The following is a 25,337-nucleotide window of genomic DNA, read 5'->3' as shown; positions in this document are numbered from 1 at the left end:
TTCGAACATCGGCGCGATATCGCGTGCGCTTGAAAGAGTCTTGATGCTGCTCGTCGTCGAACAGTTCTTGAACGGATTGCAGTTCGGCCTGCTGCTGTTCCTGCTCGCCGCCGGCCTGACGCTGGTGTTCGGGATCATGGATCTCGTCAACCTTGCGCACGGCTCGCTCTACATGATGGGCGCCTATTTCGCCGCGACATTCGCGGCGTGGACCGGCAGCTTCCTGCTCGGCGCGCTGATGGCGCTCGGGGCGACGCTGGTGCTCGGCATCGTGCTGGAGGTGACGGCGCTGCGGCATCTCTACGGGCGAGATCATCTCGACCACGTGCTCGCGACCTTCGGCCTGATCCTGTTCTTCAATGAAGCGGTGCGGCTGATCTGGGGACCGGCGGGCCTCGCGCTGCCGCTGCCGGCCTGGCTCACCGTGCCGGTGCCGATCCTGCCCGGCATTCATTATCCTGCCTATCGTCTCGCCATCATCATCGTGGCGCTGCTGGTGGCGCTGCTGCTCTATCTCGGCGTGATGCGCACGCGCATCGGCATGCTGATCCGCGCCGGTGCCTCCAACCGCGAAATGATCGGCGCGCTCGGCATCAACATCAAGCTGCTCTACACGCTGGTGTTCGGCTTAGGTGCCGCGCTCGCCGGTCTTGCCGGCCTGATGCAGGCGCCGATCCTCACCGTGCAGATCGGCATGGGCGAGAACATTTTGATCCTCGCCTTCGTCATCATCGTGATCGGCGGCATCGGCTCGATCCGCGGTGCGTTTCTCGCCGCGATCTTCGTCGGCATGATCGACACGCTCGGCCGCGCCTTCCTGCCCAATTTGCTCCGGCAGGTGCTGAGCGGCGCCGCCGCCTCCACGGCCGCACCCGCGCTGTCGTCCATGCTGATCTATCTCTTGATGGCGATCGTGCTGGTGGTGCGGCCGGAGGGGCTGTTCCCGGCCAACCGTCGATGAAGGCTTTCACTGTGAGCAAGGCCGTCACGGCCCTGATGCTGGCAGGCCTCGTGCTGCTGCCGCTCTATTCGTATCTGTCCGGCAACATCTTCATCCTGACGCTGTTCACCCGCATCGTCATCCTGGCGCTGGCGGCCGCGAGCCTCAACCTCATCATGGGCTTTGGCGGCATGATGAGCTTTGGCCATGCCGCCTATCTCGGCATTGGCGGCTACGCCGTCGGGATGCTCGCGCAGGAAGGCGTGGGCTCCGGCTTCATCCAGTTTCCCGTCGCGCTGGCCGCGTCTGCGATCTACGCGCTCGTGATCGGCGCGCTCTCTTTGCGCACGCGCGGCGTCTATTTCATCATGATCACGCTCGCCTTCGCGCAGATGGCCTATTACGTCGCCTCGGGCCTCGCCCGCTACGGCGGCGATGACGGCCTCACCGTCTACAAGCGCAGCGACTTCTCCGGGCTGATCAACCTGTCGGACCGCACGCAGTTCTATTATCTCTGCCTCGCCTGCCTGTTCGCGGTGATCTTCCTGATCTGGCGTATCGTCAATTCGCGCTTCGGCCTCGTCGTGCAGGGCCTGCGCTCCAACGAGCAGCGCATGCAGGCGATCGGCTTTCCCGCCAAACGCTACCAGCTGGTCTGCTTCGTCATCTCAGGCACGATGTGCGGCCTGGCCGGCGCGCTGCTCGCCAACAACACCGATTTCGTCAGCCCGGCCGTGATGTACTGGACCCGCTCCGGCGACCTCATGGTGATGGTGATCCTGGGGGGCATGGGCACGCTGTTCGGCCCTGTCATGGGCGCGGTGGTGTTTTTGCTGCTGGAAGAATTCCTGTCGCAGATCACCGAATATTGGGCGCTGATCATGGGGCCGCTGCTGCTGCTGATCGTGCTGTTCGGCCGCGGCGGCATCATGGGCATGCTGGGGAGGGCTGGCCGTGGCTGAACCCCTGCTCCGCGTCGAGAAGCTGGTGCGCCGCTTCGGCGGCATCACTGCCACGGACAACGTCTCGCTCGACGTTTCGGCCGGCGAGCTGCACGCCATCATCGGCCCGAACGGCGCCGGCAAGACCACGCTGATCAGCCAGCTCACCGGCCATCTCGAGCCGCATTCCGGCAGCGTCTCGCTGGCGGGGCGCGATATCACATATCTGCCGGCCTATCGCCGCTGCGCGCTGGGCCTCGCACGCTCGTTTCAGATCACCTCGCTGCTGCTCGACGTCACCGCCGCCGACAATGTCGCCCTGGCGGCGCAGGCGCATGCCGGCACCTCGTTTCGCTTCTTCGCCAATGCGCGCAAGGAGAGGGGCTTGCGCGATGCCGCGCATGCGGCACTCGATCGCGTCGGGCTCGGCCATCGCGCCGATGTCGTGGTGAACAGGCTCAGCCATGGCGAGCGCCGCGAGCTCGAGCTTGCCGTCGCGCTCGCCAGCAAGCCGAAGCTGTTGCTGCTGGATGAGCCGATGGCAGGCCTTGGCGTCACCGAATCCCAGCGCATGGTGAAGCTCCTTCAGGAGTTGCGCAAAGAGGTGTCGATCGTGCTGGTCGAGCACGACATGCCGGCGGTGTTCGCGCTGGCCGACCGCATCTCGGTGCTGGTCTATGGTCGCGTCATTGCTTCCGGCGATCCGGCCGCGATCCGCGCCAATGACGAGGTCAAGCGCGCCTATCTCGGCGACCAGCATGTGGTGACGCACCATGGCTGACACCTTGCTCGACGTCGACGGCATCGAGACCTGCTACGGCCTCAGCCAGGCGCTGTTCGGCCTGTCACTGTCGGTCAAATCAGGCGAGATGGTCTCGCTGATGGGCCGCAACGGCATGGGCAAGACCACGACGATCCGCTCCATCATGGGCCTGACGCCCGCGCGCGCTGGCGCGATCCGATTTGCAGGCGCCGAAGTGCGGCAGCTTCCGTCGTATCGGATCGCAAAACTCGGCGTCGGCCTCGTCCCGGAAGGACGCCAGATCTTCCCGAACCTCACCGTGCGCGAAAACCTGGTCGCCGCCGCCGCCGACCGCTTCGATAGCGCTAATCCCTGGACGCTGGCCGCGATCTACGTGATGTTCCCGCGCCTTGCCGAGCGCGCCGCCAACATGGGCAACCAGCTCTCTGGCGGCGAGCAGCAGATGCTCGCGATCGGCCGCGCGCTGATGACCAATCCCAAGCTGCTGATCCTCGATGAAGCGACCGAAGGCCTCGCGCCGCTGATCCGCGAAGAGATCTGGAACTGCCTGTCGCTGCTCAAGAGCCGCGGCCAGTCGATCCTGGTCGTCGACAAGAATGTCGACCACCTCGCTCGCATCTGCGACCGCCACTACATCATCGAGCGCGGCAAGACGGTGTGGAGCGGCACGTCAAACGAGCTGATGGCCGAGCCGGATCTGCAGCATAAGTATTTGGGGATCTAGCCTTCGCTCTCTCGCCGTCATTGCGAGGAGCGCAGCGACGAAGCAATCCAGACTGCTTTCATGGAAAAAGTCTGGATTGCTTCGCTTCGCTCGCAATGTCGGAGGAAAGAGCTTCGCTCCCCTACCAGTAAATCCCGTGCCGATGCAGTTCGCGGATCACGCGCGCCTCGGTGGACGGTTCGCGGTGCTTTGGCTTGGGCGTCCCCGCAATCGGCTGAGCCGGCGTCGTCGTGGTCTGCGTTGGTGTGGCTGGCGGAGTTGAGGCGGGTGTGGTGGTCGCCGTCAGCACATTCGCCGGCGGTGTTGCCGTCGGAGCCTGCGGCGCCGTTGCCGCCGCCGGCTGGTCTGTGGTCTGGCTCGCATTGGTCGCCGCGAGGCTGAGGCTGCGCGAACCACCGGCATAGGCTTGCGTTGCGAGGAGCGACATCGCCGCGGCTATCAGGATGAGCTTGCGCATGGAAGCCCTCGTCATCTGGTCAGTCTGTCTTACCTAGGCCCTATCCGCCGATCGCTAGCGCGCGAGGCGGTGCACGCCGATCTCGATCAGAGTTGTCCGGCAAGACAGGCGATAGATCAGGCTGAATAATTGACCGAACATGATCGAACTCCAGTGTTGATCATGGAAGCTAACAATATCCCCCTTGTCTTTCCGGCCGTTTTCGCGCCTTGAGGAAAATGGCTTCGTCCGCGACCGACGTGATGTCGTCGGAACAGACTTGACGAAGTCGCCTCACAGGCGTGTGAGGCGCGAGCCGCCAAGCCCAGAAAAACCCCGCCCCGGTTGACCTCGGAATAATATCGGGATATCCATCTATCTCATATACCGGGATTCCCGATATTAGGGAGGCGAGATGGCTGAGCAAGATCTGCCCGTTGTCGAACGAAACCGCTGCAATTGCCTGGCGTTGCGCAAGGCATCGCGCCACATGACGCTGTTCTACGACGCCGCGCTGGAGCCTTCGGGCCTTCGTTCGACGCAGTATGCCCTTCTGACCGAGATCCATCGCCGCGGCGATGCTCCACCCTCGATCGGCGACCTCGCCGAAGCGCTGGTGATGGACCAGTCGACCATCGGTCAGAACCTGCGGCCGCTGCAGCGCGACGGTCTGGTCACGCTCGAGCGCGACGAGGCCGATCGCCGGAGCCGGTTGGCGAAGCTGACGCCGGCAGGGCGCTCGCGCCTTGCCGATGCACGGCCGCTCTGGCTGGCGGCGCAGGAGAAATTCGAAAACGGATTTGGCAAGCGGGCTGCTGCCGAGCTGCGGAACGTGCTCGCCGACATTGCCGGCAATCAGTCGCTGATCGCCAACCGGCAAGAAAAGGCATAAGCCATGAACAGTGTCGAACGCGCGACGTTTGCTCGCGCTGTGCCGCTTGACGATCTCTCGCTGCGGCCCAAGCCTCCCCGTCCGCCGGCGTCCCCGAACACGGTGCTGGCGATCGTCTGTGTCGGCATCTGCCTTGCCAATCTCGACCTCTTCATCGTCAACGTCGCGCTCCCGAGCATCGGGCAGGATTTCAAGGACGCTTCCCTCGACGACATGTCGTGGGTCCTGAACGGCTACGCCATCGCCTATGCGGCGCTGCTCGTGTTCTTCGGTCGGCTGGCTGAGCGCCACCGCCGGAATCTCAGTTTCCTGCTCGGCGTCGGCCTCTTCACGGTGGCATCGGCCGCTTGCGCCGCCGCAAGCAATGTCGAGATGCTGACCGCGTTTCGCATTGTGCAGGCCGCGGGCGCCGCGTTGATGACGCCGACTTCGCTCGGCCTGCTGCTGGCGGTGTTCGCGCCGGAGAAGCGCGGCAGTGCGGTGCGGACCTGGACGGCGATCGGCGGCCTTGCCGCCGCGCTTGGGCCCGTCGTTGGCGGCGTGCTCGTCGCCGTCAACTGGCGCTGGATCTTCTTCGTCAATGTCCCGATCGGCCTTATCGCCATGGTGATCGGCTGGTGGAAACTGCCGGAGATCGAGGGCCATGATGCGCCTCGTCCCAAATTCTTCGATGCGGTGCTGGTGACCGGCGGCATCGGCGCGCTGACCTTCGCCATCGTCAAGGTCAGCGACTGGGGCCTGCGCGCACCTGCCATCGGCTACAGCTTTGCGGCCGCGGCGATCCTGCTTGCATTGTTTGTCTGGCGTTGCCTTCGCCTGAAAAATCCCTTCGTCGATCCGGCGCTGTTTCGCATCCGCCAATTCACTGGCGCTGCCCTGGTGATGGCGCCGTATTCGGCTGCCTTCGGCGCCATGCTGCTGTCGGTCGCGCTGTGGGAGCAGACGGCGTGGGGATGGTCTGCGTTGCAGACCGGGCTCGCGATCGCGCCGGGGCCGCTGCTGGTGCCGATCACGTCGCTGCTGGTCGCCGGGCGATTGATCGCGCGCTTCGGTGCTGCGCCCGTCGTCACGGCCGGTATCGTGGCGTTCGCTGCCGGTCTGGTTGCCTGGGCGAGCCTGATCGGCCCCGAGCCGCATCCGGCCTTCGTGATCCTGGGCATGATCCCGACCGGCATCGGCGTCGGCTTGACGTTCCCGACCTTGATGGGCGTCAGCGCCGCGGGCCTGCCACCGTCGTCGTTCGCGACCGGCTCCGGCGTGATCAACATGATCCGTCAGGCCTCGCTCGCGATCGGTGTTGCGATCTTTGTCGCCATCATCGGCTCGCCTTCATCCCTCCCGGAGCGCCTCGTGGCGTTCCAGCGCGGATGGTGGGTGATGGTCGCGATCGTCGCGCTTGGACTGGTGCCGACCTATCTCTACCTCAGGCAGAAGCCGAAGGCGCCCTGACGAGGCGCCTCAAAACACCTCGAAATATTCGCGGTGCTCCCAGTCGGTCACCTCTGCGAGGAAGCGGTCGATCTCGGCGTTCTTGATGTGGGTGTAGTAATCGACGAACTCGGCCCCGAGCTTCTCGCGGAAGAACGGATCGTCCTTGAGCGCAGAGACTGCATCGCGCAGCGATTTCGGCAGCAGTGGCGCCCTGGTCTCGTAGGGCGTATCAGCGGAGGGGCCGGGGTCGAGCTTGCGGTCGACGCCATCGAGGCCCGAGAGAATCTGCGAAGCCATGTAGAGATAGGGGTTGGCGGCGGGCTCGCCGATGCGGTTCTCCAGGCGCGTGGCGGCATCATTGGTGCCGCCGAGCACACGGAGCATCACGCCGCGATTGTCGCGGCCCCAGATCGCGCGATCCGGTGCCAGCGAATAGGAGCGGTAGCGCTTGTAGCCGTTGATGGTCGGCGTCGTGAACACGGTCGAAGCGCGGGCGTGGTCGAGCAGGCCGGCGAGGTATGACTTGCCGAACGAGCTGAGCGGCTCGCCGCCCTCTTTGGCCATGAACAGGTTTTCGCCGCTCGCGCGCGAGACGATCGACTGGTGCAGGTGCCAGCCGCTCGCGAACACGTTCGGCAGTTTTGGCCGGCACATGAAGGTGGCGTGGTAGCCGTGGCGGCGCGCAATCTGCTTCACGGCGCTGCGAAACAGCACCATGTTGTCGGCGGGCTCCAGGCCCTTCTTCGGCGCGAAGGTGAACTCGCATTGGCTCGGCCCAAACTCGACCTCGACGGAGCGCAAGGGCAGCCCCAGTGCGACGATGTCGCGGCGCAAGATCTCCAGCACCGGCTCCATCTGATCGAACCGCTGCTCGGTCAGATATTGATAGCCGTGACTGAGGAGGCTCACCGAGGGCGGCGTGCCGGGCTGGCCTGCGTCCTCCGCGCGCATATGCGGATCGTCGAGCTTGAAGATGTGGAACTCGACCTCGAGCCCCGCGACGAAATCGAGGCCACGCCCGCCGAGCTCATCGAGCACGCGCCGGTAAAGGTTGCGCGTCGCGAACGGCACCGGGCGGCCATCGCCAAAATAGAGATCGCACAGCACCCAGCCCGTCGCCGGCGCCCACGGCAGCACGCGAAACGTGGTGGGGTCGGCGACCATCAGCACGTCGGCTGCGCCCTCCATCTCCTTCATGCCGAAGCCGCCGCCCGCGGTGAACACCGGGAACACCGTGCGGTGCGAGGTGTCCTTGGCGAGCATGGTGGTGGTGATCGAGCAGCCGCTCTCCAGCGAAGCGATCGCCTCGGTGGCGATGATGGTCTTGCCGCGCAGGATGCCGTGCTGGTCCGGGAAGGCGAGGCGGACGACTTCGAGGTTCTTGTCCTCGACGAGACGGCGCATGCGCTGGGCTGCGTCCTTCTGCTCATCCGACCACAGCCCATGACGCGCGACGAAAGTCACTTTGCTAGTTCCTTCTCGCTCGATGAGAGAATAGCGCACACTGTCATCGTCCGCGAAGGCGGACGATCCAGTATTCCAGAGACGGCAACGTATCCGCGAGAGGCCGCGGCGTACTGGATGCCCCGCCTTCGCGGGGCATGACGGCGGAGAATGTGGAGCCGCCGTCGCGGCCCGCCGGCGGCGATCGGCATCGTCACTCCGCCGCCGTCAGCCGGTGTACGTTGTCAGCGATCTCCTTCGGCACCGGCGCCGTCCACGGCGCGCCGCGGCGGCGCTTGACGTCGACTTCCATCCAATAGGTTTCCCAGCCGCGCGTCGGGCCGATGCCGTCCATGGTGGCCGGGCCCTGGATGCTGCGCGCGTTGGCCTCGTCCAGAAACAGCATCGGCTTCTCGCCGCCCTGGACCTTCTCGATCTCCTGTCGCAGCAGGCGGCGATATTGCACGATCGCCTTGTCGGATTGGCCGAGATGTTCCTTGGTGCGGTCCTGGATCGCGCCCATCGATTCCACCGCCCATTGGTCATGGACGTTGATGTCGGTGCCCATGCCGGTATAGGTCGCGGTCTGCTGCTCGTGCGGATCGAAGCCGTAGTCGTTGGCTTTGTTCTTGCGGGACTTGTAATCGGGCAGCTCATAGAGCTCCAGCCGCTGGTCGCGCATCTTCTGCTTGTCGACGGGGTTCGAATAGCTGGTGAAGATCGCGTACCAGTAGCAGTTCTCGTCGTCGACCGGCACGTGCCACTGCGTGATCGTCATCTCCGTGCTCATGGGGATGACGAAGCCGTGCGGAAAGAGCTGGTTGGTGACGCGCACATGGGTGCGCTCCTCGTCGATCTCGCGCAGCGCAATCAGGCGCAGGCCGTATTCGGTGTGCTCGACATTGATGATCGGACGATCGTATTCGCGCAGGATTTTCGTCATCGGCAGGTCGCTTCCGGCGGAGGCGCCGCGGAACTGCTTGCCGTAGGCGGTCGAGGTGTCCTCGTCCTCGAAGAAGCGATGCAGATAGGAGGCGTGCGCGGGATCGATGCCGACCTCGAGCGCCTGGAGCCAGTTGCAGGCCATGTGGCCCTTGAACGCGAAGGTGTGAGTATCAGGCGCCACGAAGCAGTCGATCTCCGGAAATGCCGGCGGCTCGCCTTCGCCGAGATAGGCCCAGAGGATGCCGCTCTTCTCGACCACGGGATAGGAGCGCTGGCGGATGTTCTGGCACAGCTTTGAGTCCTTCGGCTCGGCCGGCGTCTCGATGCACTGGCCAGTGGCGTCGAACAGCCAGCCATGGAAGGCGCAGCGCAATCCGCCATGCTCGAGCCGCCCGAAGGCGAGGTCGGCGCCGCGATGGGCGCAATGACGATCGATCAGGCCGTAGCGTCCGCTCTCGTCGCGAAACAGCACCAGGTTTTCGCCGAGCAGCTTGACGGGACGGATCGGCCGCGCGCCTTCGAGCTCGTCGACCAGCGCCGCCGGCTGCCAGTAGCTCCGCATCAGTCTGCCGCACGGATCTTTCGGCCCGGTGCGGGTGATCAGGTCGTTCTGCTCCTGGCTCATCATGGCGGTCGCGTCCTTTTTCCGGAGGGGCGTTTTGTTCGCCTATTGAACGAATGGGCGAATTATGACATGCCTTGGACCGGCAGCAAGCACTATTTTGCAGGATTGTCCCGGCCATGCCCAAGCTCAAACGGAGCGATAGCGAGGAGCGCGCGACGGATTTCGTCGAAGCGCTCGATCGCGGCCTGCGCCTGCTGCAGTGCTTTGGCACGACGACGGGTCCGATGACGCTGAGCGATCTCGCCCGCGCTGCCGATCTGCCGCGCGCGACCGCGCGGCGCATGCTGTTCACGCTCCAGCGCGGCGGCTACGTCTCTGGCGACGGCAAGTTGTTCTCGCTGACGCCGCATGTGTTGACGCTGGCGGCGTCCTATCTGCGCTCGAACCAGCTCGTCACGGTGCTGCAACCGGTGCTCGACCGCGTCGCCACTGCGGCGAACGAAATCTCCTCGCTCGCGGTGCTCGACGGTGACGAGGTCGTGTTCATCGCGCGCAGCAGCCCGGCGCGGATGTTTTCCGGCGGCCTCGAAATCGGCTATCGCCTGCCGGCCTTCTGCACCTCGGTCGGCCGCGCCATGCTCGGCCAGCCCGACGATACCGATCTCGCCGCGCGCCTGAAGGCGATGAAGCGCGAAGCGCTGACGCCGCAGACGGTGACCGATCCCAAGGCGCTGCTGGCGCGCATCGCCGCCGATCGCGCGCAGGGCTATTCGCTGGTCGACCGCGAGGCGGAGCCGCATTTCCGCTCGATCTCGGTGCCGGTGCGTCGCTACGACGGCGTGATCGTCGCCGCCATCAACATGGGGGCCCATGTCGACCGGGTTCCGGCGCAGGAATTGATCGACCGTTTCCTGCCGCTGCTGCGCGAAGGCGCGGAGGCGGTGCGGTCGCAATTGCTGTAGTTGGCGCTAGTTGACCCTACTCCCCGCCGTCTGTGCTATCATGCGCTCCACGCAAGATCAGGGAGCTCGCCATGCAGCACACCATGGTTCCCAGTGATCGCGTCGAGCACGTCGCTGTCTATGGTTGCGACGGCACGAAGCTCGGCACGATCGAACGATTGATGCTCGAGAAGGTAAGCGGAACGGTCGCCTACGCCGTGATCAAGACCGGCAGGCTGCTCGGTACGCATCACCATTATCCCGTGCAGTGGAGCGCGCTGAAATATGATCCGGGACGTCAGGCCTTCCAGGTCGATCTGACGTCGGAGCAATTGAGCAGCGGCCCCTGCGAAGTCGATGGCGATGAATTCGACTGGGGCGACCGCTCGCGGCCGTACCAGCATCCGAACTACTGGTCGATCTAAAGCATGATCCGGAAAAGTGCGCAGCGGTTTTCCGAAAAGATCATGCTCAAACAACAATCTAAAGCGCGATGACGATTGATCCCAATCTCATCGCGCTTTAGTCGCTGCGAATGTAATCGTCCCGCCGTTCCGCGGCCATGACGGAGAGATGCTGTCATGGCCGGTTGCGCATCCAGTCGGCGAGGCCCGATATCGCGCGGTCGAGGTCTTTTCGCGCGACGCTATCGATCACCGTCTCCTCCATCGCACCGCGCATGCAGAGCAGCCACGCGTCGCGCTCGGCGTCCCCAATGGCAAAGCCGATATGCCGCTGGCGCAGCCGCGGATGGCCCTTCTCGGGCGAATAGAGTTTTGGACCTCCCGTCCATTCGGTGAGATAGCGCTTCAGCACGTCCCTGATCAGGCCGAGGTCGTCCGCATGCATCGCACGGATGACTTGCGCTTCAGGCAGCGTGTCCATGCGGTCGTAGAAGCGATCGACGAGGGCGTCGATCGTGGCCCTGCCGCCGATCCGCTCGAACATGGAGGTGGTGACGTCGCTGGAGGTCATCGTGGGTCCTGTCTGCTGCAAGACGCTTCATATCGTCTCTGTTTCAGAAACGAAAAGGGATGCAAAGCGTATCCGCGCGCGCAACTGCGCTCCCTCCCCCCTTGCGGGGGAGGGCGGGGGAGAGGGGTAGCCCAGGTAAAGGTGTTTGTTGTCCCGAAGGAGACGAAGCGCGTTGCGCGAGCGATGGAGTCCCCGTGTGGTTACCCCTCTCCCTAACCCTCCCCCGCAAGGGGGGAGGGAACGCAGCGGAATGTGCCGTGCGAGATCGCTCCTACAGCGCCACGCTCCGCAGCCCAAAGCTGCGGGCTTCGTTCTGCAGCACCGGGCGTACCGCATCGATCAGCCTTGCAGCCGCCGCGTCGACACTCAGCCCCGCCGTATCCACCACCGCGGTCGCGCGCGCATAGAGCGGCTCGCGGCTCAGCAAGATGTTGCGCAGCTCCGCCATGGCGGAACGATCATCCGCCATCGGGCGCAGATCGCCCTGGCCGCGGACCCGGGCCATGTGCTCCTCGGGCTCAGCCTTCAGCCAGATTGTGTAGAACGAGGTCAGGATCTGGTCGAAGGTCAGGGGCTCAGAGACAATGCCGCCGCCGGTTGCCAGCACCATCAGCTCGTTGCGCGCGAGCAGCTGCTGCAGCGCCGCCTGCTCCATGCGGCGAAAGCCCTCCTGACCGTACAGCGCGATGATCTCGGCGACCGAAAGGCCGTTCTGCTGCTCGACCTCCTTGTTGAGCTCGACAAAGCTCCAGCCGATCTTCTTCGCCAGCATCCGCCCAAGCGTCGACTTGCCGGCGCCGCGCAAGCCGATCAGCGCGATGCCGCAGAACGGCGCGCGCCGCGGCGCGGTGGCGCTGCCCCCGGTGAGCAGATCTTTTGCCTGCGCGATCTGCGCCGGCGTCGCCTTGCGCAACAGATCGCGAAACATCTGCCAGTCCGGCGTCGGATCGGCCGAGGGAAGCAGGTCTTCGAGATGCGCGCCCATCGCGTCGGAGACGCGACGGAGCAGCACGATGGAGACATTGCCCTTGCCGCTCTCGAGCTGCGCGATGTAGCGCTCCGAAATTCCTGATACCTTGGCGAGCACTTTTCGCGACATGCCGCGCAGCGCGCGCATGGTGCGCACGCGCTGGCCGAGCTGTTCGAGAAAGCGGGATTCGGCGTCGGGACTGTCGGTCATGGATTACAGATCATGGACCTTCTTTAGCGGATGCCTTCTTCAAAAGAGGTCTTGCGGCGCGTTTTAATGAAACATAGTGCCTGCTGGCATTGACAGCAAGCTGTCACAGTGTCTTTCTATGAATTATAATTCTAAATTCGGGGGAGATGTCCGTGAGCGAGGGATCCTATAACGCGGTGACCTGGCTGCTCGACCGCAACGTCGAGGAGGGCCGAGCCAACAAGCTCGTCTTCGACGACACCGTCTCGCGGCTCACCTATGGCGAGCTCCAGCGCGACACCCGCCGCGCCGCCAACATGCTGCGCCGGCTCGGCGTCCGCCGCGAGGAGCGCGTGGCGATGATCATGCTGGATACGGTCGACTTCCCGATCGTGTTTTTGGGGGCGATCCGCGCCGGCATCGTGCCGGTGCCGCTCAACACGCTGCTGACCGCGGACCAGTATGCCTACATCCTCGCCGACTGCCGCGCCCGCGTGCTGTTCGTGTCCGAAGCGCTCTATCCCGTCATCAAGGACGTGGTCGGCCGCATGCCCGATCTCGAGCATGTCGTGGTCTCCGGCGCCAAGCAGAACGGCCACAAGCAGCTCGCCGAGGAGATCGCGGGCGAGAGCGACCAGTTCACGACCGCCGCGACCCATCCGGACGAGCCGGCGTTCTGGCTCTATTCGTCGGGCTCGACCGGCATGCCCAAGGGCGTGCGCCATCTGCACGCGAATTTGCAGGCGACCGCGGACACCTATGCCAAGCAGGTGCTCGGCATCCGCGAAAACGACGTCTGCCTCTCCGCGGCAAAACTGTTCTTCGCCTATGGCCTCGGCAATGCGCTGACCTTCCCGATGTCGGTCGGCGCCACCGTGATTTTGAACAGCGAGCGCCCGACGCCGGCGCGGATGTTCGACCTCATGAACAAATACAATCCGTCGATCTTCTACGGCGTGCCGACGCTGTTTGCGGCGATGCTCAACGACGAGACGATGAAGGCTGAGCGCGGCGGCAAGTCCTTACGCATCTGTACCTCGGCCGGCGAGGCGCTGCCGGAATCGGTCGGCAACAGCTGGAAATCGCGCTTCGGCGTCGACATTTTGGACGGCGTCGGCTCAACCGAGCTGCTGCACATTTTTCTCTCGAATGCGCCGGGCGACATCAAATACGGCTCGTCCGGCAAGCCGGTGCCGGGCTATGCGGTGCGGCTCGTCAACGAGGCCGGTCAGGACGTCGCCGACGGCGAGGTCGGCGAGCTCCTGGTCGATGCGCCCTCCGCCGGCGAGGGCTACTGGAACCAGCGTCACAAGAGCCGCCGCACCTTTGAAGGACCGTGGACCCGGACCGGCGACAAATATGTCCGCGATGCCGATGGCCGCTATACCTTCTGCGGCCGCGCCGACGACATGTTCAAGGTGTCCGGCATCTGGGTCTCGCCGTTCGAGGTCGAGAGCGCGCTGATCACGCATCCGGCCGTGCTGGAAGCCGCCGTCGTGCCCGAGGCCGATGCGGAAGGCCTGTTGAAGCCGAAGGCCTTCGTCGTGCTGCGTCCGGGCGCGAAGACCGGTGACTTGCAGGAGATGCTGAAGGAGCACGTCAAGCAGAAGATCGGTCCGTGGAAATATCCGCGCTGGATCGACGTGGTGGACTCCCTGCCGAAGACGGCGACGGGGAAGATCCAGCGCTTCAAGCTGCGTGAAGGGGCGGGTTAGCAATAGGTCGTCATGGCCGGGCTTGACCCGGCCATCCACGTGCAGCCGCGATGCGGGAAAGACGTGGATGCCCGGGTCAAGCCCGGGCATGACGACGGAGAGAGAAGAGCGAAGTAATGACCAACCTCACCCCTGCCGGCCACCTCACCATCGGTAACGCCAGCCTCGAATACAAATGGCTTGCGCCCGCATCCGCCGACGCCCCCACCATCGTGATGCTGCATGAAGGCCTCGGCTCGGTCGGGCTCTGGGGCGATTTTCCCGAGAAGCTACAGCAAGCCACCGGCGCCGGCATCTTCGTTTATTCGCGCGCGGGCTACGGCCAGTCGAGCCCGGTGACCTTGCCGCGGCCGCTCGACTACATGCAGCGCGAGGCGCTGGATGTGCTGCCGAAGCTGCTCGATGCGATCGGCTTCAAGCGCGGCCTCCTGCTCGGCCATTCCGATGGCGCCTCGATTGCCACGATCTATGCCGGCGCGCATCAGGATCATCGCCTGAACGGCCTCGTGCTGATCGCACCGCATTTCATCGTCGAGGACGTCTCGGTGCAGTCGATCGCCGCGATCAAGACCACCTTTGAGACGACAGACCTCAAGACAAAGCTGGCCCGCTGGCACAAGGACGTCGACAACGCCTTCTATGGCTGGAACGGCGCCTGGCTCGATCCGAAGTTCCGCGATTGGGACATCTCGGAATACCTCGCCTATATCCGCGTTCCAATCATGGTTCTGCAAGGTGTCGATGACCAATATGGGACACCGCGCCAGGTCGAAATTGCGCAGGAAGAATGTTACTGTCCGGTAGATTTGAAAATTATTTCAGACGCGGGGCATTCCCCGCATCGTGAAGCGCCAGGGGTGACGCTTGACGCGATCGAGCAATTTGCAAAGGCGGCCCTGCGCCACGATCAGGGACTTCACGCCGCATGACATTGTGGAGGCACATCGATGAATGTGCCTTCACATGCAGGTGGCCAATTGTCATGGCCGCGATGGGCCTATGTGCCGGGCGAGGCCGGCGGGGCCGAGGCCGACTCCGAAACGCTGGACACGGCCAAGGCGCTGGTGCCTGCGGCCTTCCGCGGCCATGTGCCAGCGCGGCATCCGGCGCTGCGCTACGGCCTCGCGCTCAACGACCGCGGCTATTTCTGGGAAGCGCAGGAGGTGCTCGAAGCCGTCTGGGCCGCTGCTCCTCAAGGCGGCCGTGAGCGCATCCTGCTGCGGGCCTGCGTTCACATCGCCAATGCGAATCTGCGGCTGCGCATGCAGCGGTCGCGCTCGGCCGCGCGCCTGTTCGGAGATGCGCTCGGGGAGTTGAAGGCGCTGAGCTCGCGCAAGGTGGCTGCCGGCGGCGACGGCTTCGTCGAGAGCTTTCCGGTGGCGGCCCTGGCGGCTCAGCTCCAGGCCAAGCTCGACGGTCCCGAGCTCTCCAAGGCGGACTGGATCGCCCTCGGCACCATCGTTCGGTCCTAAGAGGCGCATGAAACAAAGTGCATGCATTGGCCGTTAAGGGCTAGACGTCGTCCAAAAGATGCACTATTGTGCATCTAACGGTAAACGCCAGAACGAATAATCAAGCTTAGGGGTGACCCATGGCCGGGGAAGAACGGCGCCTCGCGGGCGGCGCGACATTCATCGATTTCCAGACCGATCCGTCCCGCTACAAGCACTGGAAGCTCGCGGTCGATGGCGACGTCGCGACGCTGACCATGGATGTCGACGAGAATGGCGGCCTGTTCGAGGGCTACCAGCTCAAGCTCAATTCCTATGATCTCGGCGTCGACATCGAGCTCGCCGACGCGATCCAGCGCCTGCGCTTCGAGCATCCCGAGGTGAAGGTGGTGGTGATGCGCTCGGCCAAGAACCGCGTGTTCTGCGCCGGCGCCAACATTCGCATGCTGGCGGGCTCGACCCACGCCCACAAGGTCAATTTCTGCAAGTTCACCAATGAGACCCGCAACGGTATGGAGGATTCGTCCGAGAATTCCGGCCAGCGCTTCATCACTGTGGTGAACGGCTCGGCCGCTGGCGGCGGCTATGAGCTCGCGCTTGCGACCGACCACATCATCCTGGCCGACGACGGCGCCTCTGCCGTGGCGCTGCCGGAAGTGCCGCTGCTCGCCGTGCTGCCCGGCACCGGCGGCCTCACCCGCGTCGTCGACAAGCGCAAGGTGCGCCGCGACCACGCCGACTTCTTCTGCACCATCGAGGAAGGTGTGAAGGGCAAGCGGGCCGTACAGTGGCGCCTGGTCGATGAGATCGCGCCGAATTCGAAGCTCGAGAGCAAGATCACCGAGCGTGCCAAGGAATTCGCTGGCAAGTCGAAGCGCGCCGGCAGCGGCAAAGGCATCGCGCTCTCCCCGTTGAAGCGGACGATCGACGAGACCAGCATCCGCTATGGCTTCGTCACAGTCGATATCGACCGCGCCGCCCGCATCGCCACCGTCTCGATCAAGGCGCCTGAGGCTGCGCCGCCCGCCGACATCGACGGCATGATGGCGCAGGGCGCCGCGTTCTGGCCGCTGCAAGTGGCGCGCGAGCTCGACGATGCCATCCTTCACTTACGCATCAACGAGCTCGAGATCGCGATGCTCGTCTTCAAGAGCCATGGCGATCGCGCCCATGTGCTCGCGCACGACGCTTTCCTCGAAGCCAACAAGGCGCACTGGCTGGTCAACGAGATCAGGCACTACTGGAAGCGCGTCCTGAAGCGCATCGACGTCACCTCGCGCACGCTGGTGACGCTGGTCGAGCCCGGCTCCTGCTTTGCCGGCACGCTCGCCGAGCTCGTGTTCGCCGCCGACCGCTCCTACATGCTGATCGGCACGCGCCAGGGCGACAACCGCCCGCCGCCGTCGATCGAACTTTCCGCGATGAACTTTGGCCCATATCCGATGAGCCACGGGTTGACGCGGCTGGAGTCGCGCTTCCAGGCCGATCCGGCCGATGTCGAACGCGCCGAAGCCACGCTCGGCACCAGCCTCGACGCCGAGCAGGCGGAAGAGCTCGGGCTCGTCACCTTCGCGCTCGACGACATCGACTGGGACGACGAGGTCCGCGTGTTCCTGGAGGAGCGCGCCAGCTTCTCGCCCGACAGCCTCACAGGCATGGAAGCGAGCCTGCGCTTCGTCGGTCCCGAGACGATGGAATCAAAGATCTTCGCGCGCCTCACCGCCTGGCAGAACTGGATATTCCAGCGTCCGAACGCGGTCGGCGAGGAAGGCGCACTGCGCCGCTACGGCAGCGGGCAGAAGCCGAAATTCGATATGACGAGAGTTTGACGACATTCACTGCGTCATGGCCGGGCTTGTCCCGGCCATCCACGTTCTTCGTTCGAGCAAGCAAGAACGTGGATGCCCGGCACAAGCCGGGCATGACGGAAAGAGATCGCAAGGAGCACGGCCATGAACATGAACATCATGAACGTCGACTACTCGACCAAGATTCCCAACAACGTCAATCTCGCTGAAGACCGCCAGGTGCTCAAAGCGCTGGAGGGCTGGCATCCCGGTTACATGGACTGGTGGAGCGACATGGGGCCGGAAGGTTTCCAGGAGTCGCTGGTTTACCTGCGCACTGCTTACTCCGTCGATCCGCGCGGCTGGGCCAAGTTCGACTATGTCCGCATGCCCGAATATCGCTGGGGCATCCTGCTTGCGCCGCAGGAAGAGAATCGCGTCGTGCCGTTCGGCGAGCACTACGGCGAGCCGGCCTGGCAGGAAGTCCCGGGCGAGCATCGTGCCATGCTGCGCCGCCTGATCGTGATCCAGGGCGACACCGAGCCGGCCTCGGTCGAGCAGCAGCGCCATCTCGGCAAGACCGCGCCCTCGCTCTACGACATGCGCAATTTGTTCCAGGTCAATGTCGAGGAAGGCCGCCATCTCTGGGCGATGGTCTATCTGCTGCAAAAGTATTTCGGCCGCGACGGCCGCGAGGAAGCCGATGATTTGCTGCGCCGCCGCTCCGGCGATGCCGATGCGCCGCGGATGCTCGGTGCCTTCAACGAGGCGACGCCGGACTGGCTGTCCTTCTTCATGTTCACCTACTTCACCGACCGCGACGGCAAGATGCAGCTGCACAGCCTGGCGCAGTCGGGCTTCGATCCGCTGTCGCGCACCTGCCGCTTCATGCTGACCGAGGAAGCGCACCACATGTTCGTCGGCGAGACCGGCATCACCCGCGTCGTGCAGCGCACCTGCGATGCCATGCGCGAAGCCGGCATCACGGATCCCACCGACATCGCCAAGGTCCGCGCGCTCGGCGTGATCGATCTGCCGACCATCCAGAAGAAGCTGAACCTGCACTATACGCTGTCGCTCGACCTGTTCGGCTCGGAGGTCTCGACCAACGCGGCGAACGCCTTCAATGCCGGCATCAAGGGGCGCTATCACGAGACCCAGATCGAGGACGATCACCAGCTCAAGAACGCGACCTATCCGGTGCTCAAGTTCATCAATGGCGAGATCAAGCTGGTCGACGAGCCGGCGCTGACCGCGCTCAATATGCGCCTGCGCGACGACTACAGCCAGGATTGCGTCAAGGGCATGCTGCGCTGGAACAAGGTGATCTCGACCGCGGGCTATGACTACAAGCTGATGCTCCCCAACGTCGCCTTCCATCGCCACATCGGCGAGTTCAAGGACATCCACGCGACGCCCGACGGCATTCTGATCGACGAGGCTACCTGGATGAAGCGCAAGGACGAGTGGCTGCCGTCGACGGCCGATGGCGACTTCATCACCTCGTTGATGCAGCCCGTCACCGAGACCGGCAAGTTCGCTTCCTGGATCTCCCCGCCGAAGGTCGGCATCGACAACAAGCCGGGCGATTTCGAATACGTGAAGATCGAGTCGTAAGGCTACGACGCGGCCTCACTGTCGTCCCGGATAAGAAAGACGCCTGGCAACGCAGTTGCCAGGCGTTTTGCGTAGATCGTGGACTCGGCCAGAGTTGACACGAAGGGCGAGCTACCGCCCCTTAAAATTCGCCGCGCGCCGCTCTTCCGTGGCCTTCACGCCTTCCTTGAAATCTTCCGTCGCGCGCAGGCGGGTCTGCTCGGCGAGCTCGTGATTGGTCGCGGCCATCACGCGGTCGGCGAGGCCATTGCGCATCGTGGCGCGGGTGGAGAGCAGGCCGAGCGGCGAGCATTCGGCGATCTCACCCGCGAGCTTCATCGCGGCCGCCTTGACCTGGTCCTGCGGCACCAGCTCGTTGGCGAGACCCCATTTCACCGCCTCTTCGCCGGTGACGCGGCGGCTGGTGTAGAACATCAGCTCGGCGTTGTTCTTGCCGATCAGCTCGGGCAGCGTCACGGTCAGGCCGAAGCCGGGATGAAAGCCGAGTTTTGTAAAATTCGCGGAGAAGCGCGCTTCGGGACAGGTGACGCGGAAGTCCGCCGACACCGCAAGGCCCAGGCCGCCGCCGATGGCCGCGCCCTGCACGGCGGCGACGATCGGCTTCTTGGCGCGGAAGATGCGCACGGCCTGGATATAGAGATGGCTGATCGGCCCGAGATTGTCGGCGGGATCGCCCTTTGCCTTCTTCTCGGCCTCGCGCGCTTCCTGCGCCTGTCGCGCCGGGTCGCCGAAATTGGCGCCGGCGCAGAACGCCTTGCCCTGCGCCGAGAGAACCGAGGCGCGGATCTCGATGTCGCGGTCGAACTCGTCGAGCGCGTCCGCGATCTGGTTGATCAGCGAGATGTCGAAGAAATTGAGCGGCGGGCGGCGGATCTCGATGGTGCCGACGTGTCCGACCTTCTCGACGCCGATATCTGTATATGTGCTCATTTTCGTCTCCAGTATCTCAATAGCGAAGAACCACCTCTCCCCATGAGAGAGGTGAACGAAACGCGGCGCCGGGGTTTCGATCCCATCTAGCGCAGGCCCAATCCGCGGGCGATGATGCCGCGCAGCACCTCGGTGGTGCCGCCCTGGATTGTGAGTTTCGGCGCTGTCTTGATGGCGAAGTCGAGCTGCCGTTCCAGCGTCTCGCGATTGGTCGCGGTCTCCTCGACGAAGGCGGCGAGGTCGCGCACGCGGTGCGGAAGCTGCTGCTCCCAGACCGTGCCGATGTCCTTGACGATAGAGGCCTCGACCACCGGCTCCTTGCCCGCTTCCAGCATGCCGGCCACCGAGACCGACATGCGCCGCATGGTGTGGAGCTGGGCGACGAGACGGCCGATGCCCTCGGCGCTGCGCGTGTCCGGGTTCGGGCCGACCGCGCGCACCAACTCGGTCAGCACGTAGTAGGTTTCGAGGAAACGTTCGGGGCCCGAGCGCTCGTACGCAAGCTCGCTCGTCGCCTGCTTCCAGGCGCCGTCCACCTCGCCGAGGACATGGTCGTCGGGGATGAAGTGGTCGGTGAAGACGACCTCGTTGAATTCGTACTGGCCGGTGATCTGGCCGATCGGGTTCACCTTGATGCCCGGCTGCTTCATCTTGACCAGGAACTGGGTCAGGCCGTGGCGGCGGTTTTCCTTGGTCGGCTGTGAAGTCCGGAAGATCGCGATCATGTAATCGGCGATATGCGCCGACGAGGTCCAGATTTTTGTGCCGTTGATGAGATAGCCGCCGTCGGTCTTGGTCGCGCGCGTCTTCGCCGCGAACAGGTCCGAGCCGGAGTTCGGCTCGCTCATGCCGATGGCGAAGCAGATCTCGCCGCGGCAGATGCGCGGCAAAATTTCCATCTTGATGTGCTCGGGTGCGTATTTCAGCAGCACCGGGCCGCTCTGGCGGTCGGCGACGAAGAAGCGCCGCGTCGGCGCGTTGGCGACGCGCATCTCCTCGGTGACGACGTAGCGCTCGAGGAAGGAGCGCTCCTGGCCGCCATACTTTTTCGGCCAGGTCATCCCCAGCCAGCCCTTGGCGCCGACCCGGCGGGAGAATTCCGGTGCGTCGGTGTCTTCGCGGTTGGGCTTGTGCGGATCGAAGGTGCCGGCGGCGATCTCGTCGGCGAGGAAAGCCCGCACTTCCTTGCGCAGTTGCTCGCACTTCTCGGGCAGGCGGATCGGATCGAAACGGAGGGCTGCGGTCATGTGTTCTCTCTCCGATCAGCGCGACGCCACGAGCGGCCACAATTCGTCGGCGCCGCGATTGGCGACCAGCTTGCCGAGCTCGACGGCCCAGTAGCTCTCCGAACCGAAATCATCGCGCCAGGCCAGCGCGCGCAGCGAATAGCGGTGCAGGATGTGCTCCATGGTGAAACCGATCGCGCCATGAACCTGATGCGCGATGCCGCCGCCTTTCTCTGCAGCTTCCGCGCAGCGGATCTTTGCCGAGGCGGCTTCGAGATAGACCTCGTCGTTGAACGACTTTGCGTTCGCGATGGCATCGGCGGCCGAGGTCGCCGCCGCGAGCGCCGCGGCGGATTCGCCGGCAAGGCGCGCGAGATTGTGCTGCACCGCCTGGAACTTCGAGATCTTCTTCTCGAAGGCGACGCGTTCGTTGGAATAGCGCACGGAGATGTCGAGCATCGATTCCAGCGCGCCTGCGATCTGCAGGCTGCGCGTGACGCCGCCCATCAGCATCAGATGGGTCTGGTCAACGCCCTTCGGCGCGGCCTTGATGGAGACCGGCTGGACCTTGTCGAGCGTCACGGTGTCGCTGTGGTCGTAGCCGACATTGAGCCCGGATTCGATCCGCGCCTTGCTCGCATCGACCAGCGCGATCGAGACGCCCTCCTTGCCGTGCGCCAGCACCGCAAAATGCTTCGCCGCCCTGGCAAAGGGCACGCCGCGGCTGCGGCCGGAGAGCGCGCCGTCGGCATCGATCGTGATGCGATCCTTTGGGCTTGCCGGCAGCACCGTCATCTCGCCGTCGGGCGAGGTGATCTTCGCCTGCGCCAGCAGCCAGCCGGCGAGCATGGTTTCGGCCAGGGGAACCGCGACCGCGAAGCGGCCGGCGGCATTCAAAAGCGCAAAGCCGTCGGCAAGGCTCGCGCCCGAGCCGCCGAGATCGTCGGGCACCCAGGACAGCGGCAGGCCGGCTTCGCTCAGCGCCTGCCACAGCGGCGCCTGCCAGGAATTTGTCTTGTCGTTGTTGATGGTTTGCGGATCGGCGAGATCGGCGAAGATTTTCTCCGCGGTCTCGACGACGATATTGTCACTCTCCGCCACAGCGTTCCCCGTGTTTTGCCATTGGCGCATCCGCCCCATGGGACGGCGCGCAATGTCTTCTTGCGCCCGATGATCGGAAAAAGCCATGGCCCTGACAAGCGTTGATCGCAGGTCAACCCGCGGCGCGGGCATGGGCGATCAGCTAATTCCGCTTAGCGGAGTTTGCTCGATTTGCAGGGCGCGGCAAACTCGCTAAACAGGGCCAACGAAGGCTTGCATCAGATACAGGGGAAGGACATCCGGATGGCTCAAGACAGTCTGTACGCAATCGTGACGGGATCGGCCTCCGGCCTTGGCGCTGCGACCGCGGAAATTCTCGCGCGGAGCGGGGCGCGACTCGTCATCAACTATTCGTCGAGCCAGAAGGAAGCCGAGGCAACTGCGGAAGTGTGCCGCAAGGCCGGCGCCGCCGAAGTTCTGGTCGCGCAGGGCGACGTCTCGAAGGACGAGGATTGCCGCAAGATCGTTGCGGCAGCCAGCGGCTGGGGCCGGCTCGACATCCTCGTCAACAATGCCGGCATCACCAAGCATGTCGCCCATGCCGATCTCGACGGCTTGTCGGCGGAAGATTTCCAGCGGCTTTACGGCGTCAATACCATCGGCCCGTTCCAGATGGTGCGCGCGGCACGCAGCCTGCTCGAAGCCGGCGCGAAGGCGTCAGGTCGCCCGTCGGCGGTGGTGAACGTGTCCTCGGTCGCCGGCATCAGCGGCGTCGGTTCGTCCATCGCCTATGCCGCGAGCAAGGGCGCACTCAACACCATGACGTTGTCGCTGTCGCGCGCGCTGGCGCCGCTGATCCGAGTCAACACGGTCTGCCCCGGCTATATCGACACACCCTGGTTCACCAAGGGCCGCGGCGAGGCCGGCGCCAAGCAGGTGCGCGACAGCGTGATCGCGAAGGTGCCGCTGAAGGTCGCATCAAGCGCCGAGGATATCGCGCAGCTCGTCTGCTTCCTGGCGATGCCGGCCTCCAGCAACATGACCGGCGAGGTCGTGCGCATGGATGCGGGGATGCATTTGATTACGTGATGGGTGACGCGCTCTATCCACGTCATGGCCGGGCTTGACCCGGCCATCCACGTGTCGCCGCGCGGGTCAAAAAGACGTGGATGCCCGGGTCAAGCCCGGGCATGACGATGAGGAGGCAGGGTGCCGCCCTCAGCGCGAAGAAGCGCTACCCTTTTATCACGCCGCTCGCGACCAGCCGGTGCCAGATGAACAGCACCACCACCGCGCCGATCGTGGCCATGATGAAGCCGGCGCCCTGGTCCGGGCTGTAATGGCCGATGGCCTGGCCGATGAAGGTGGCGAGAAACGCGCCGGCAATGCCGAGGATGGTGGTGAGGATGAAGCCGCTCGGGTTATTCGGTCCCGGCGCCAGCCAGCGCGCGATGAGGCCGGCAATGAAGCCGACGATGATGATCCACAACAGGCCGCCGAAACTCATGACATTGCTCCCCTTCGTGAAGGTGTAGAGAGCATGATCCGGACCCCGGAAGGCCGCCTTCGCAAAGTGTGCGGCGGCTTTCCGAAAAGACCATGCTCAAACCAGGCAGACCAGTTCGATTAAATTCTGCCCGACAGCTCGTTTTCGGTCGGCAGCCGTCCGTCCGGCGTCAGATGGTCGACTACCTTCGGCAGGTACTGGCTGAGGCCGGAGAGCAGCTCGTCGCGTGAGAGGCCGCTCTGGGCGGACAGGCTCTCGATCTGGTCGGCGCCGAGCGCGCTCGCGAGATCGCCGGGCGCGATCGCCTTGTTCTCGCCCTTGCCGACCCAGGAATTCGCAGCCTCGCCGTGGCCGCCCTGCTGGAGCTGGTTGAGGAGATCGCCAAGCCCGCCGCTGAGCACGGTGCCGGCCGCGCCGCCCGCGAGCAGGCCGCCGAGGCCGCCCTTGAGCAGGTCGCTGAGACCGCCGCCATCGCCGGGGCCACCAGGAAGCGCGCTGCTGCCGGCATTCACCGGCGTCGGAGGCGGCAGGGGCGAGCGCTGCTGCGATGCCGGCGCTGCGTCGGGCTGGCCTGCCGTCAGATGCTTGAAGGCCTTCCAGGCGAGCAGGCCAAGCAGCGCCATGGTCATTGGCGACATGCCGCCGGATTGCTCGGAGCTTGGCGTGCTCTGGCCGCGGGGGCCGTTCTGCATGCCGTTGAGGACATCGAGTAGACCCATGGTGCTCTCCTTTGGCGTCTCGTTCGGCGAGCTTTCGCCGCTGACAACCCCCCGGGGCGAAAACATATGAGGCTCTCATGACGGTTACAAGGCGGATGCATCGCAACCAATGGGCAGGCGCCGTTGCCTCTGCTATCGAGGGCGGGTCGTTAAGGGGAGCAAGATCTGGTGGTTACGGATCGACCGATCGTGGTGGCCGGCGCAGGCGCCATCGGCTGTTTCGTCGGCGGCATGCTGGCCGCGTCAAGCCGCCGCGTCGCGCTGCTGGTGCGGCCGCGGGTGAAGACCGAGATCGAGCGATTCGGCCTGCGGCCGACCGATTTCGACGGCTCCGAGAAAAGGCTCGGTGCCGGCCAGCTCGCGCTGTCGGAAGACCCCGCCATCTTGCACAGCGCCGGCATCGTGCTGGTGACGGTGAAGAGCGCCGACAGCGCCGATGTGGCCGACCAGATCGCCCGGCATGCGCCGCAGGACGCGGTGATCGTCTCGCTTCAGAACGGGATCGGCAATGTCGCTGTGCTGCGCGAGCGCCTCGGTGGCCGGCGCGTGCTCGCCGGCATGGTGCCGTTCAATGTGATCGCGATGGGCGATGGGCGTTTTCACCGTTCGACCTCCGGCGACATCCATATCGGAGAGGATGAGGCGAACACCGCCGCGGCGCTCTCGGTGCCCGGTCTTGCGATGCGCGCCAGCGGTGACATCACCGGCGTGCAATGGGGCAAGCTGATCATCAACCTGAACAACGCGCTCAGCGCATTGTCCGATATGCCGCTCGCCGCACAGCTGGCGAACCGTGACTGGCGGAGGCTGTTCGCCGACCAGATGGCCGAAGGCTTGGCGGCGCTGAAGGGCGCCGGCATCACGCCGGTGTCGTCTACGCCGATCCCGATGAGCTGGACGCCGGCCTTGCTGCGACTGCCCGACCTGATCTTCAACGCAATCCTCGGACGCACGATGAAGATAGATCCCGAGGCGCGCTCCTCGATGTGGCAGGATCTGAAGCAGGGCCGCAAGACCGAGATCGACTATCTCCAGGGCGCGGTCATCGCGCTCGCCGAGCAAAACCATGTCGAGGTGCCGCTGATGCGCCGCATTGTTGCGCTGATCAGAGATGCGGAAGCCGCAGGTAGCGGTCCGCCGAGGCTGACGCCGCAGCAGATCCGCGGGACGGCCTGAGCGCGAGGAGGTG

Annotated in this window: 25 protein-coding genes; 15 read left to right on the top strand and 10 right to left on the bottom strand. The window is 64.7% G+C overall.

What is annotated here, in order from left to right; translation table 11 throughout:
- Positions 1-43: 43 nt before the first annotated feature.
- The 4 genes from QA642_RS45425 to QA642_RS45410 are packed head-to-tail and all read left to right on the top strand — an operon-like array spanning position 44 to position 3,368.
- A complete protein-coding gene (locus tag QA642_RS45425) occupies positions 44-961 on the top strand; it encodes a branched-chain amino acid ABC transporter permease (protein ID WP_283082632.1) in 918 nt (305 codons plus the stop codon).
- On the top strand, positions 958-1,902 hold the full coding sequence (locus tag QA642_RS45420) for a branched-chain amino acid ABC transporter permease (RefSeq protein WP_283082631.1): 945 nt from the start codon (positions 958-960) through the stop codon (positions 1,900-1,902). Before QA642_RS45425 ends, QA642_RS45420 begins: the two co-directional genes overlap by 4 nt.
- On the top strand, positions 1,895-2,662 hold the full coding sequence (locus QA642_RS45415; protein ID WP_283082630.1) for an ABC transporter ATP-binding protein: 768 nt from the start codon (positions 1,895-1,897) through the stop codon (positions 2,660-2,662). The genes QA642_RS45420 and QA642_RS45415 overlap by 8 nt, the downstream gene beginning before the upstream one ends.
- Entirely contained in the window at positions 2,655-3,368 is a 714-nt protein-coding gene (locus QA642_RS45410; RefSeq protein WP_283082629.1) for an ABC transporter ATP-binding protein, read from the top strand. Before QA642_RS45415 ends, QA642_RS45410 begins: the two co-directional genes overlap by 8 nt.
- A gap of 121 nt (positions 3,369-3,489) precedes the next feature.
- On the opposite strand, the gene QA642_RS45405 is transcribed toward QA642_RS45410, so the two are convergent.
- The gene (locus QA642_RS45405) at positions 3,490-3,825 is read right to left on the bottom strand and encodes a hypothetical protein (protein ID WP_283082628.1); all 336 of its coding nucleotides are present in this window, start codon (positions 3,823-3,825) and stop codon (positions 3,490-3,492) included.
- A gap of 394 nt (positions 3,826-4,219) precedes the next feature.
- On the opposite strand from QA642_RS45405, the gene QA642_RS45400 reads away from it, so the two are divergent.
- Both QA642_RS45400 and QA642_RS45395 read left to right on the top strand, forming a co-directional pair.
- Positions 4,220-4,696: a MarR family winged helix-turn-helix transcriptional regulator gene (locus QA642_RS45400; RefSeq protein ID WP_283082627.1), complete on the top strand. Its 477-nt coding sequence runs from the start codon at positions 4,220-4,222 to the stop codon at positions 4,694-4,696.
- Between the two features lie 3 nt (positions 4,697-4,699).
- Positions 4,700-6,145 (top strand): MFS transporter, encoded by a 1,446-nt coding sequence (locus QA642_RS45395; protein WP_283082626.1) that lies wholly within the window; start codon positions 4,700-4,702, stop codon positions 6,143-6,145.
- Between the two features lie 9 nt (positions 6,146-6,154).
- Here the strand turns inward: QA642_RS45395 and QA642_RS45390 are convergent, their stop codons facing one another.
- Complete coding sequence (locus QA642_RS45390; RefSeq protein WP_283082625.1) at positions 6,155-7,591, bottom strand: glutamine synthetase family protein; 1,437 nt, start codon at positions 7,589-7,591, stop codon at positions 6,155-6,157.
- Positions 7,592-7,784: 193 nt separating this feature from the next.
- Positions 7,785-9,143 carry an aromatic ring-hydroxylating dioxygenase subunit alpha gene (locus QA642_RS45385; RefSeq protein WP_283082624.1) on the bottom strand — a complete coding sequence of 453 codons (1,359 nt, stop codon included), beginning with the start codon at positions 9,141-9,143 and terminating at the stop codon, positions 7,785-7,787.
- Between the two features lie 113 nt (positions 9,144-9,256).
- On the opposite strand from QA642_RS45385, the gene QA642_RS45380 reads away from it, so the two are divergent.
- Entirely contained in the window at positions 9,257-10,042 is a 786-nt protein-coding gene (locus tag QA642_RS45380; RefSeq protein ID WP_283082623.1) for an IclR family transcriptional regulator C-terminal domain-containing protein, read from the top strand.
- Between the two features lie 71 nt (positions 10,043-10,113).
- Entirely contained in the window at positions 10,114-10,446 is a 333-nt protein-coding gene (locus QA642_RS45375) for a PRC-barrel domain-containing protein (protein ID WP_027564151.1), read from the top strand.
- A 154-nt stretch (positions 10,447-10,600) separates the two neighbouring features.
- Here QA642_RS45375 and QA642_RS45370 read toward each other — a convergent pair whose 3' ends face one another.
- Together QA642_RS45370 and QA642_RS45365 are read right to left on the bottom strand one after the other, a co-directional pair.
- On the bottom strand, positions 10,601-10,996 hold the full coding sequence (locus QA642_RS45370) for a group II truncated hemoglobin (protein WP_283082622.1): 396 nt from the start codon (positions 10,994-10,996) through the stop codon (positions 10,601-10,603).
- 271 nt (positions 10,997-11,267) lie between these two features.
- Positions 11,268-12,176, bottom strand: a complete 909-nt coding sequence (locus QA642_RS45365) for a helix-turn-helix transcriptional regulator (protein WP_283082621.1) — start codon at positions 12,174-12,176, stop codon at positions 11,268-11,270.
- A 152-nt stretch (positions 12,177-12,328) separates the two neighbouring features.
- Between QA642_RS45365 and QA642_RS45360 the strand changes: the two genes are divergently transcribed.
- The 5 genes from QA642_RS45360 (at position 12,329) to boxB (ending at position 18,725) form a co-directional block, all read left to right on the top strand.
- On the top strand, positions 12,329-13,870 hold the full coding sequence (locus QA642_RS45360) for a benzoate-CoA ligase family protein (RefSeq protein WP_283082620.1): 1,542 nt from the start codon (positions 12,329-12,331) through the stop codon (positions 13,868-13,870).
- Positions 13,871-13,986: 116 nt separating this feature from the next.
- A complete protein-coding gene (locus tag QA642_RS45355) occupies positions 13,987-14,799 on the top strand; it encodes an alpha/beta hydrolase (RefSeq protein WP_283082619.1) in 813 nt (270 codons plus the stop codon).
- Positions 14,800-14,817: 18 nt separating this feature from the next.
- On the top strand, positions 14,818-15,342 hold the full coding sequence (locus tag QA642_RS45350) for a DUF309 domain-containing protein (RefSeq protein ID WP_283082618.1): 525 nt from the start codon (positions 14,818-14,820) through the stop codon (positions 15,340-15,342).
- A 119-nt stretch (positions 15,343-15,461) separates the two neighbouring features.
- Positions 15,462-17,150, top strand: a complete 1,689-nt coding sequence (gene boxC, locus QA642_RS45345) for a 2,3-epoxybenzoyl-CoA dihydrolase (protein WP_283082617.1) — start codon at positions 15,462-15,464, stop codon at positions 17,148-17,150.
- A gap of 123 nt (positions 17,151-17,273) precedes the next feature.
- Complete coding sequence (gene boxB, locus QA642_RS45340) at positions 17,274-18,725, top strand: benzoyl-CoA 2,3-epoxidase subunit BoxB (RefSeq protein WP_283082616.1); 1,452 nt, start codon at positions 17,274-17,276, stop codon at positions 18,723-18,725.
- Positions 18,726-18,836: 111 nt separating this feature from the next.
- Here boxB and QA642_RS45335 read toward each other — a convergent pair whose 3' ends face one another.
- The 3 genes from QA642_RS45335 to QA642_RS45325 all read right to left on the bottom strand — a co-directional run bounded on the left by QA642_RS45335 (position 18,837) and on the right by QA642_RS45325 (position 21,982).
- The gene (locus tag QA642_RS45335) at positions 18,837-19,655 is read right to left on the bottom strand and encodes an enoyl-CoA hydratase/isomerase family protein (protein ID WP_027564162.1); all 819 of its coding nucleotides are present in this window, start codon (positions 19,653-19,655) and stop codon (positions 18,837-18,839) included.
- 86 nt (positions 19,656-19,741) lie between these two features.
- A complete protein-coding gene (locus tag QA642_RS45330; RefSeq protein ID WP_283082615.1) occupies positions 19,742-20,902 on the bottom strand; it encodes an acyl-CoA dehydrogenase family protein in 1,161 nt (386 codons plus the stop codon).
- A 15-nt stretch (positions 20,903-20,917) separates the two neighbouring features.
- The gene (locus QA642_RS45325) at positions 20,918-21,982 is read right to left on the bottom strand and encodes an acyl-CoA dehydrogenase family protein (protein WP_283082614.1); all 1,065 of its coding nucleotides are present in this window, start codon (positions 21,980-21,982) and stop codon (positions 20,918-20,920) included.
- Positions 21,983-22,225: 243 nt separating this feature from the next.
- Between QA642_RS45325 and QA642_RS45320 the strand changes: the two genes are divergently transcribed.
- Positions 22,226-23,011 (top strand): SDR family oxidoreductase, encoded by a 786-nt coding sequence (locus tag QA642_RS45320; protein WP_283082613.1) that lies wholly within the window; start codon positions 22,226-22,228, stop codon positions 23,009-23,011.
- Positions 23,012-23,156: 145 nt separating this feature from the next.
- Here the strand turns inward: QA642_RS45320 and QA642_RS45315 are convergent, their stop codons facing one another.
- Together QA642_RS45315 and QA642_RS45310 are read right to left on the bottom strand one after the other, a co-directional pair.
- Positions 23,157-23,429, bottom strand: a complete 273-nt coding sequence (locus QA642_RS45315) for a GlsB/YeaQ/YmgE family stress response membrane protein (RefSeq protein WP_063692953.1) — start codon at positions 23,427-23,429, stop codon at positions 23,157-23,159.
- A 119-nt stretch (positions 23,430-23,548) separates the two neighbouring features.
- A complete protein-coding gene (locus tag QA642_RS45310) occupies positions 23,549-24,148 on the bottom strand; it encodes a YidB family protein (RefSeq protein WP_283082612.1) in 600 nt (199 codons plus the stop codon).
- Between the two features lie 168 nt (positions 24,149-24,316).
- Here QA642_RS45310 and QA642_RS45305 point away from each other — a divergent pair, with 168 nt between their 5' ends.
- A complete protein-coding gene (locus QA642_RS45305; protein ID WP_283082611.1) occupies positions 24,317-25,324 on the top strand; it encodes a 2-dehydropantoate 2-reductase in 1,008 nt (335 codons plus the stop codon).
- Positions 25,325-25,337: the final 13 nt, after the last annotated feature.

The sequence above is a fragment of the Bradyrhizobium sp. CB2312 genome (assembly GCF_029714425.1).
Classification (GTDB): domain Bacteria; phylum Pseudomonadota; class Alphaproteobacteria; order Rhizobiales; family Xanthobacteraceae; genus Bradyrhizobium.
This window is presented reverse-complemented; position numbering and strand designations above follow the sequence as displayed.

Coding starts and splice junctions, on each gene's coding strand:
- QA642_RS45425 (WP_283082632.1), top strand. CDS start 44: ATGCTGCTCGTCGTCGAACAGTTCTTGAACGGATTGCAGTTCGGCCTG.
- QA642_RS45420 (WP_283082631.1), top strand. CDS start 958: ATGAAGGCTTTCACTGTGAGCAAGGCCGTCACGGCCCTGATGCTGGCA.
- QA642_RS45410 (WP_283082629.1), top strand. CDS start 2,655: ATGGCTGACACCTTGCTCGACGTCGACGGCATCGAGACCTGCTACGGC.
- QA642_RS45405 (WP_283082628.1), bottom strand. CDS start 3,825: ATGCGCAAGCTCATCCTGATAGCCGCGGCGATGTCGCTCCTCGCAACG.
- QA642_RS45400 (WP_283082627.1), top strand. CDS start 4,220: ATGGCTGAGCAAGATCTGCCCGTTGTCGAACGAAACCGCTGCAATTGC.
- QA642_RS45395 (WP_283082626.1), top strand. CDS start 4,700: ATGAACAGTGTCGAACGCGCGACGTTTGCTCGCGCTGTGCCGCTTGAC.
- QA642_RS45385 (WP_283082624.1), bottom strand. CDS start 9,143: ATGATGAGCCAGGAGCAGAACGACCTGATCACCCGCACCGGGCCGAAA.
- QA642_RS45380 (WP_283082623.1), top strand. CDS start 9,257: ATGCCCAAGCTCAAACGGAGCGATAGCGAGGAGCGCGCGACGGATTTC.
- QA642_RS45375 (WP_027564151.1), top strand. CDS start 10,114: ATGCAGCACACCATGGTTCCCAGTGATCGCGTCGAGCACGTCGCTGTC.
- QA642_RS45370 (WP_283082622.1), bottom strand. CDS start 10,996: ATGACCTCCAGCGACGTCACCACCTCCATGTTCGAGCGGATCGGCGGC.
- QA642_RS45365 (WP_283082621.1), bottom strand. CDS start 12,176: ATGACCGACAGTCCCGACGCCGAATCCCGCTTTCTCGAACAGCTCGGC.
- QA642_RS45355 (WP_283082619.1), top strand. CDS start 13,987: ATGACCAACCTCACCCCTGCCGGCCACCTCACCATCGGTAACGCCAGC.
- QA642_RS45350 (WP_283082618.1), top strand. CDS start 14,818: ATGAATGTGCCTTCACATGCAGGTGGCCAATTGTCATGGCCGCGATGG.
- boxC (WP_283082617.1), top strand. CDS start 15,462: ATGGCCGGGGAAGAACGGCGCCTCGCGGGCGGCGCGACATTCATCGAT.
- boxB (WP_283082616.1), top strand. CDS start 17,274: ATGAACATGAACATCATGAACGTCGACTACTCGACCAAGATTCCCAAC.
- QA642_RS45335 (WP_027564162.1), bottom strand. CDS start 19,655: ATGAGCACATATACAGATATCGGCGTCGAGAAGGTCGGACACGTCGGC.
- QA642_RS45330 (WP_283082615.1), bottom strand. CDS start 20,902: ATGACCGCAGCCCTCCGTTTCGATCCGATCCGCCTGCCCGAGAAGTGC.
- QA642_RS45320 (WP_283082613.1), top strand. CDS start 22,226: ATGGCTCAAGACAGTCTGTACGCAATCGTGACGGGATCGGCCTCCGGC.
- QA642_RS45315 (WP_063692953.1), bottom strand. CDS start 23,429: ATGAGTTTCGGCGGCCTGTTGTGGATCATCATCGTCGGCTTCATTGCC.
- QA642_RS45310 (WP_283082612.1), bottom strand. CDS start 24,148: ATGGGTCTACTCGATGTCCTCAACGGCATGCAGAACGGCCCCCGCGGC.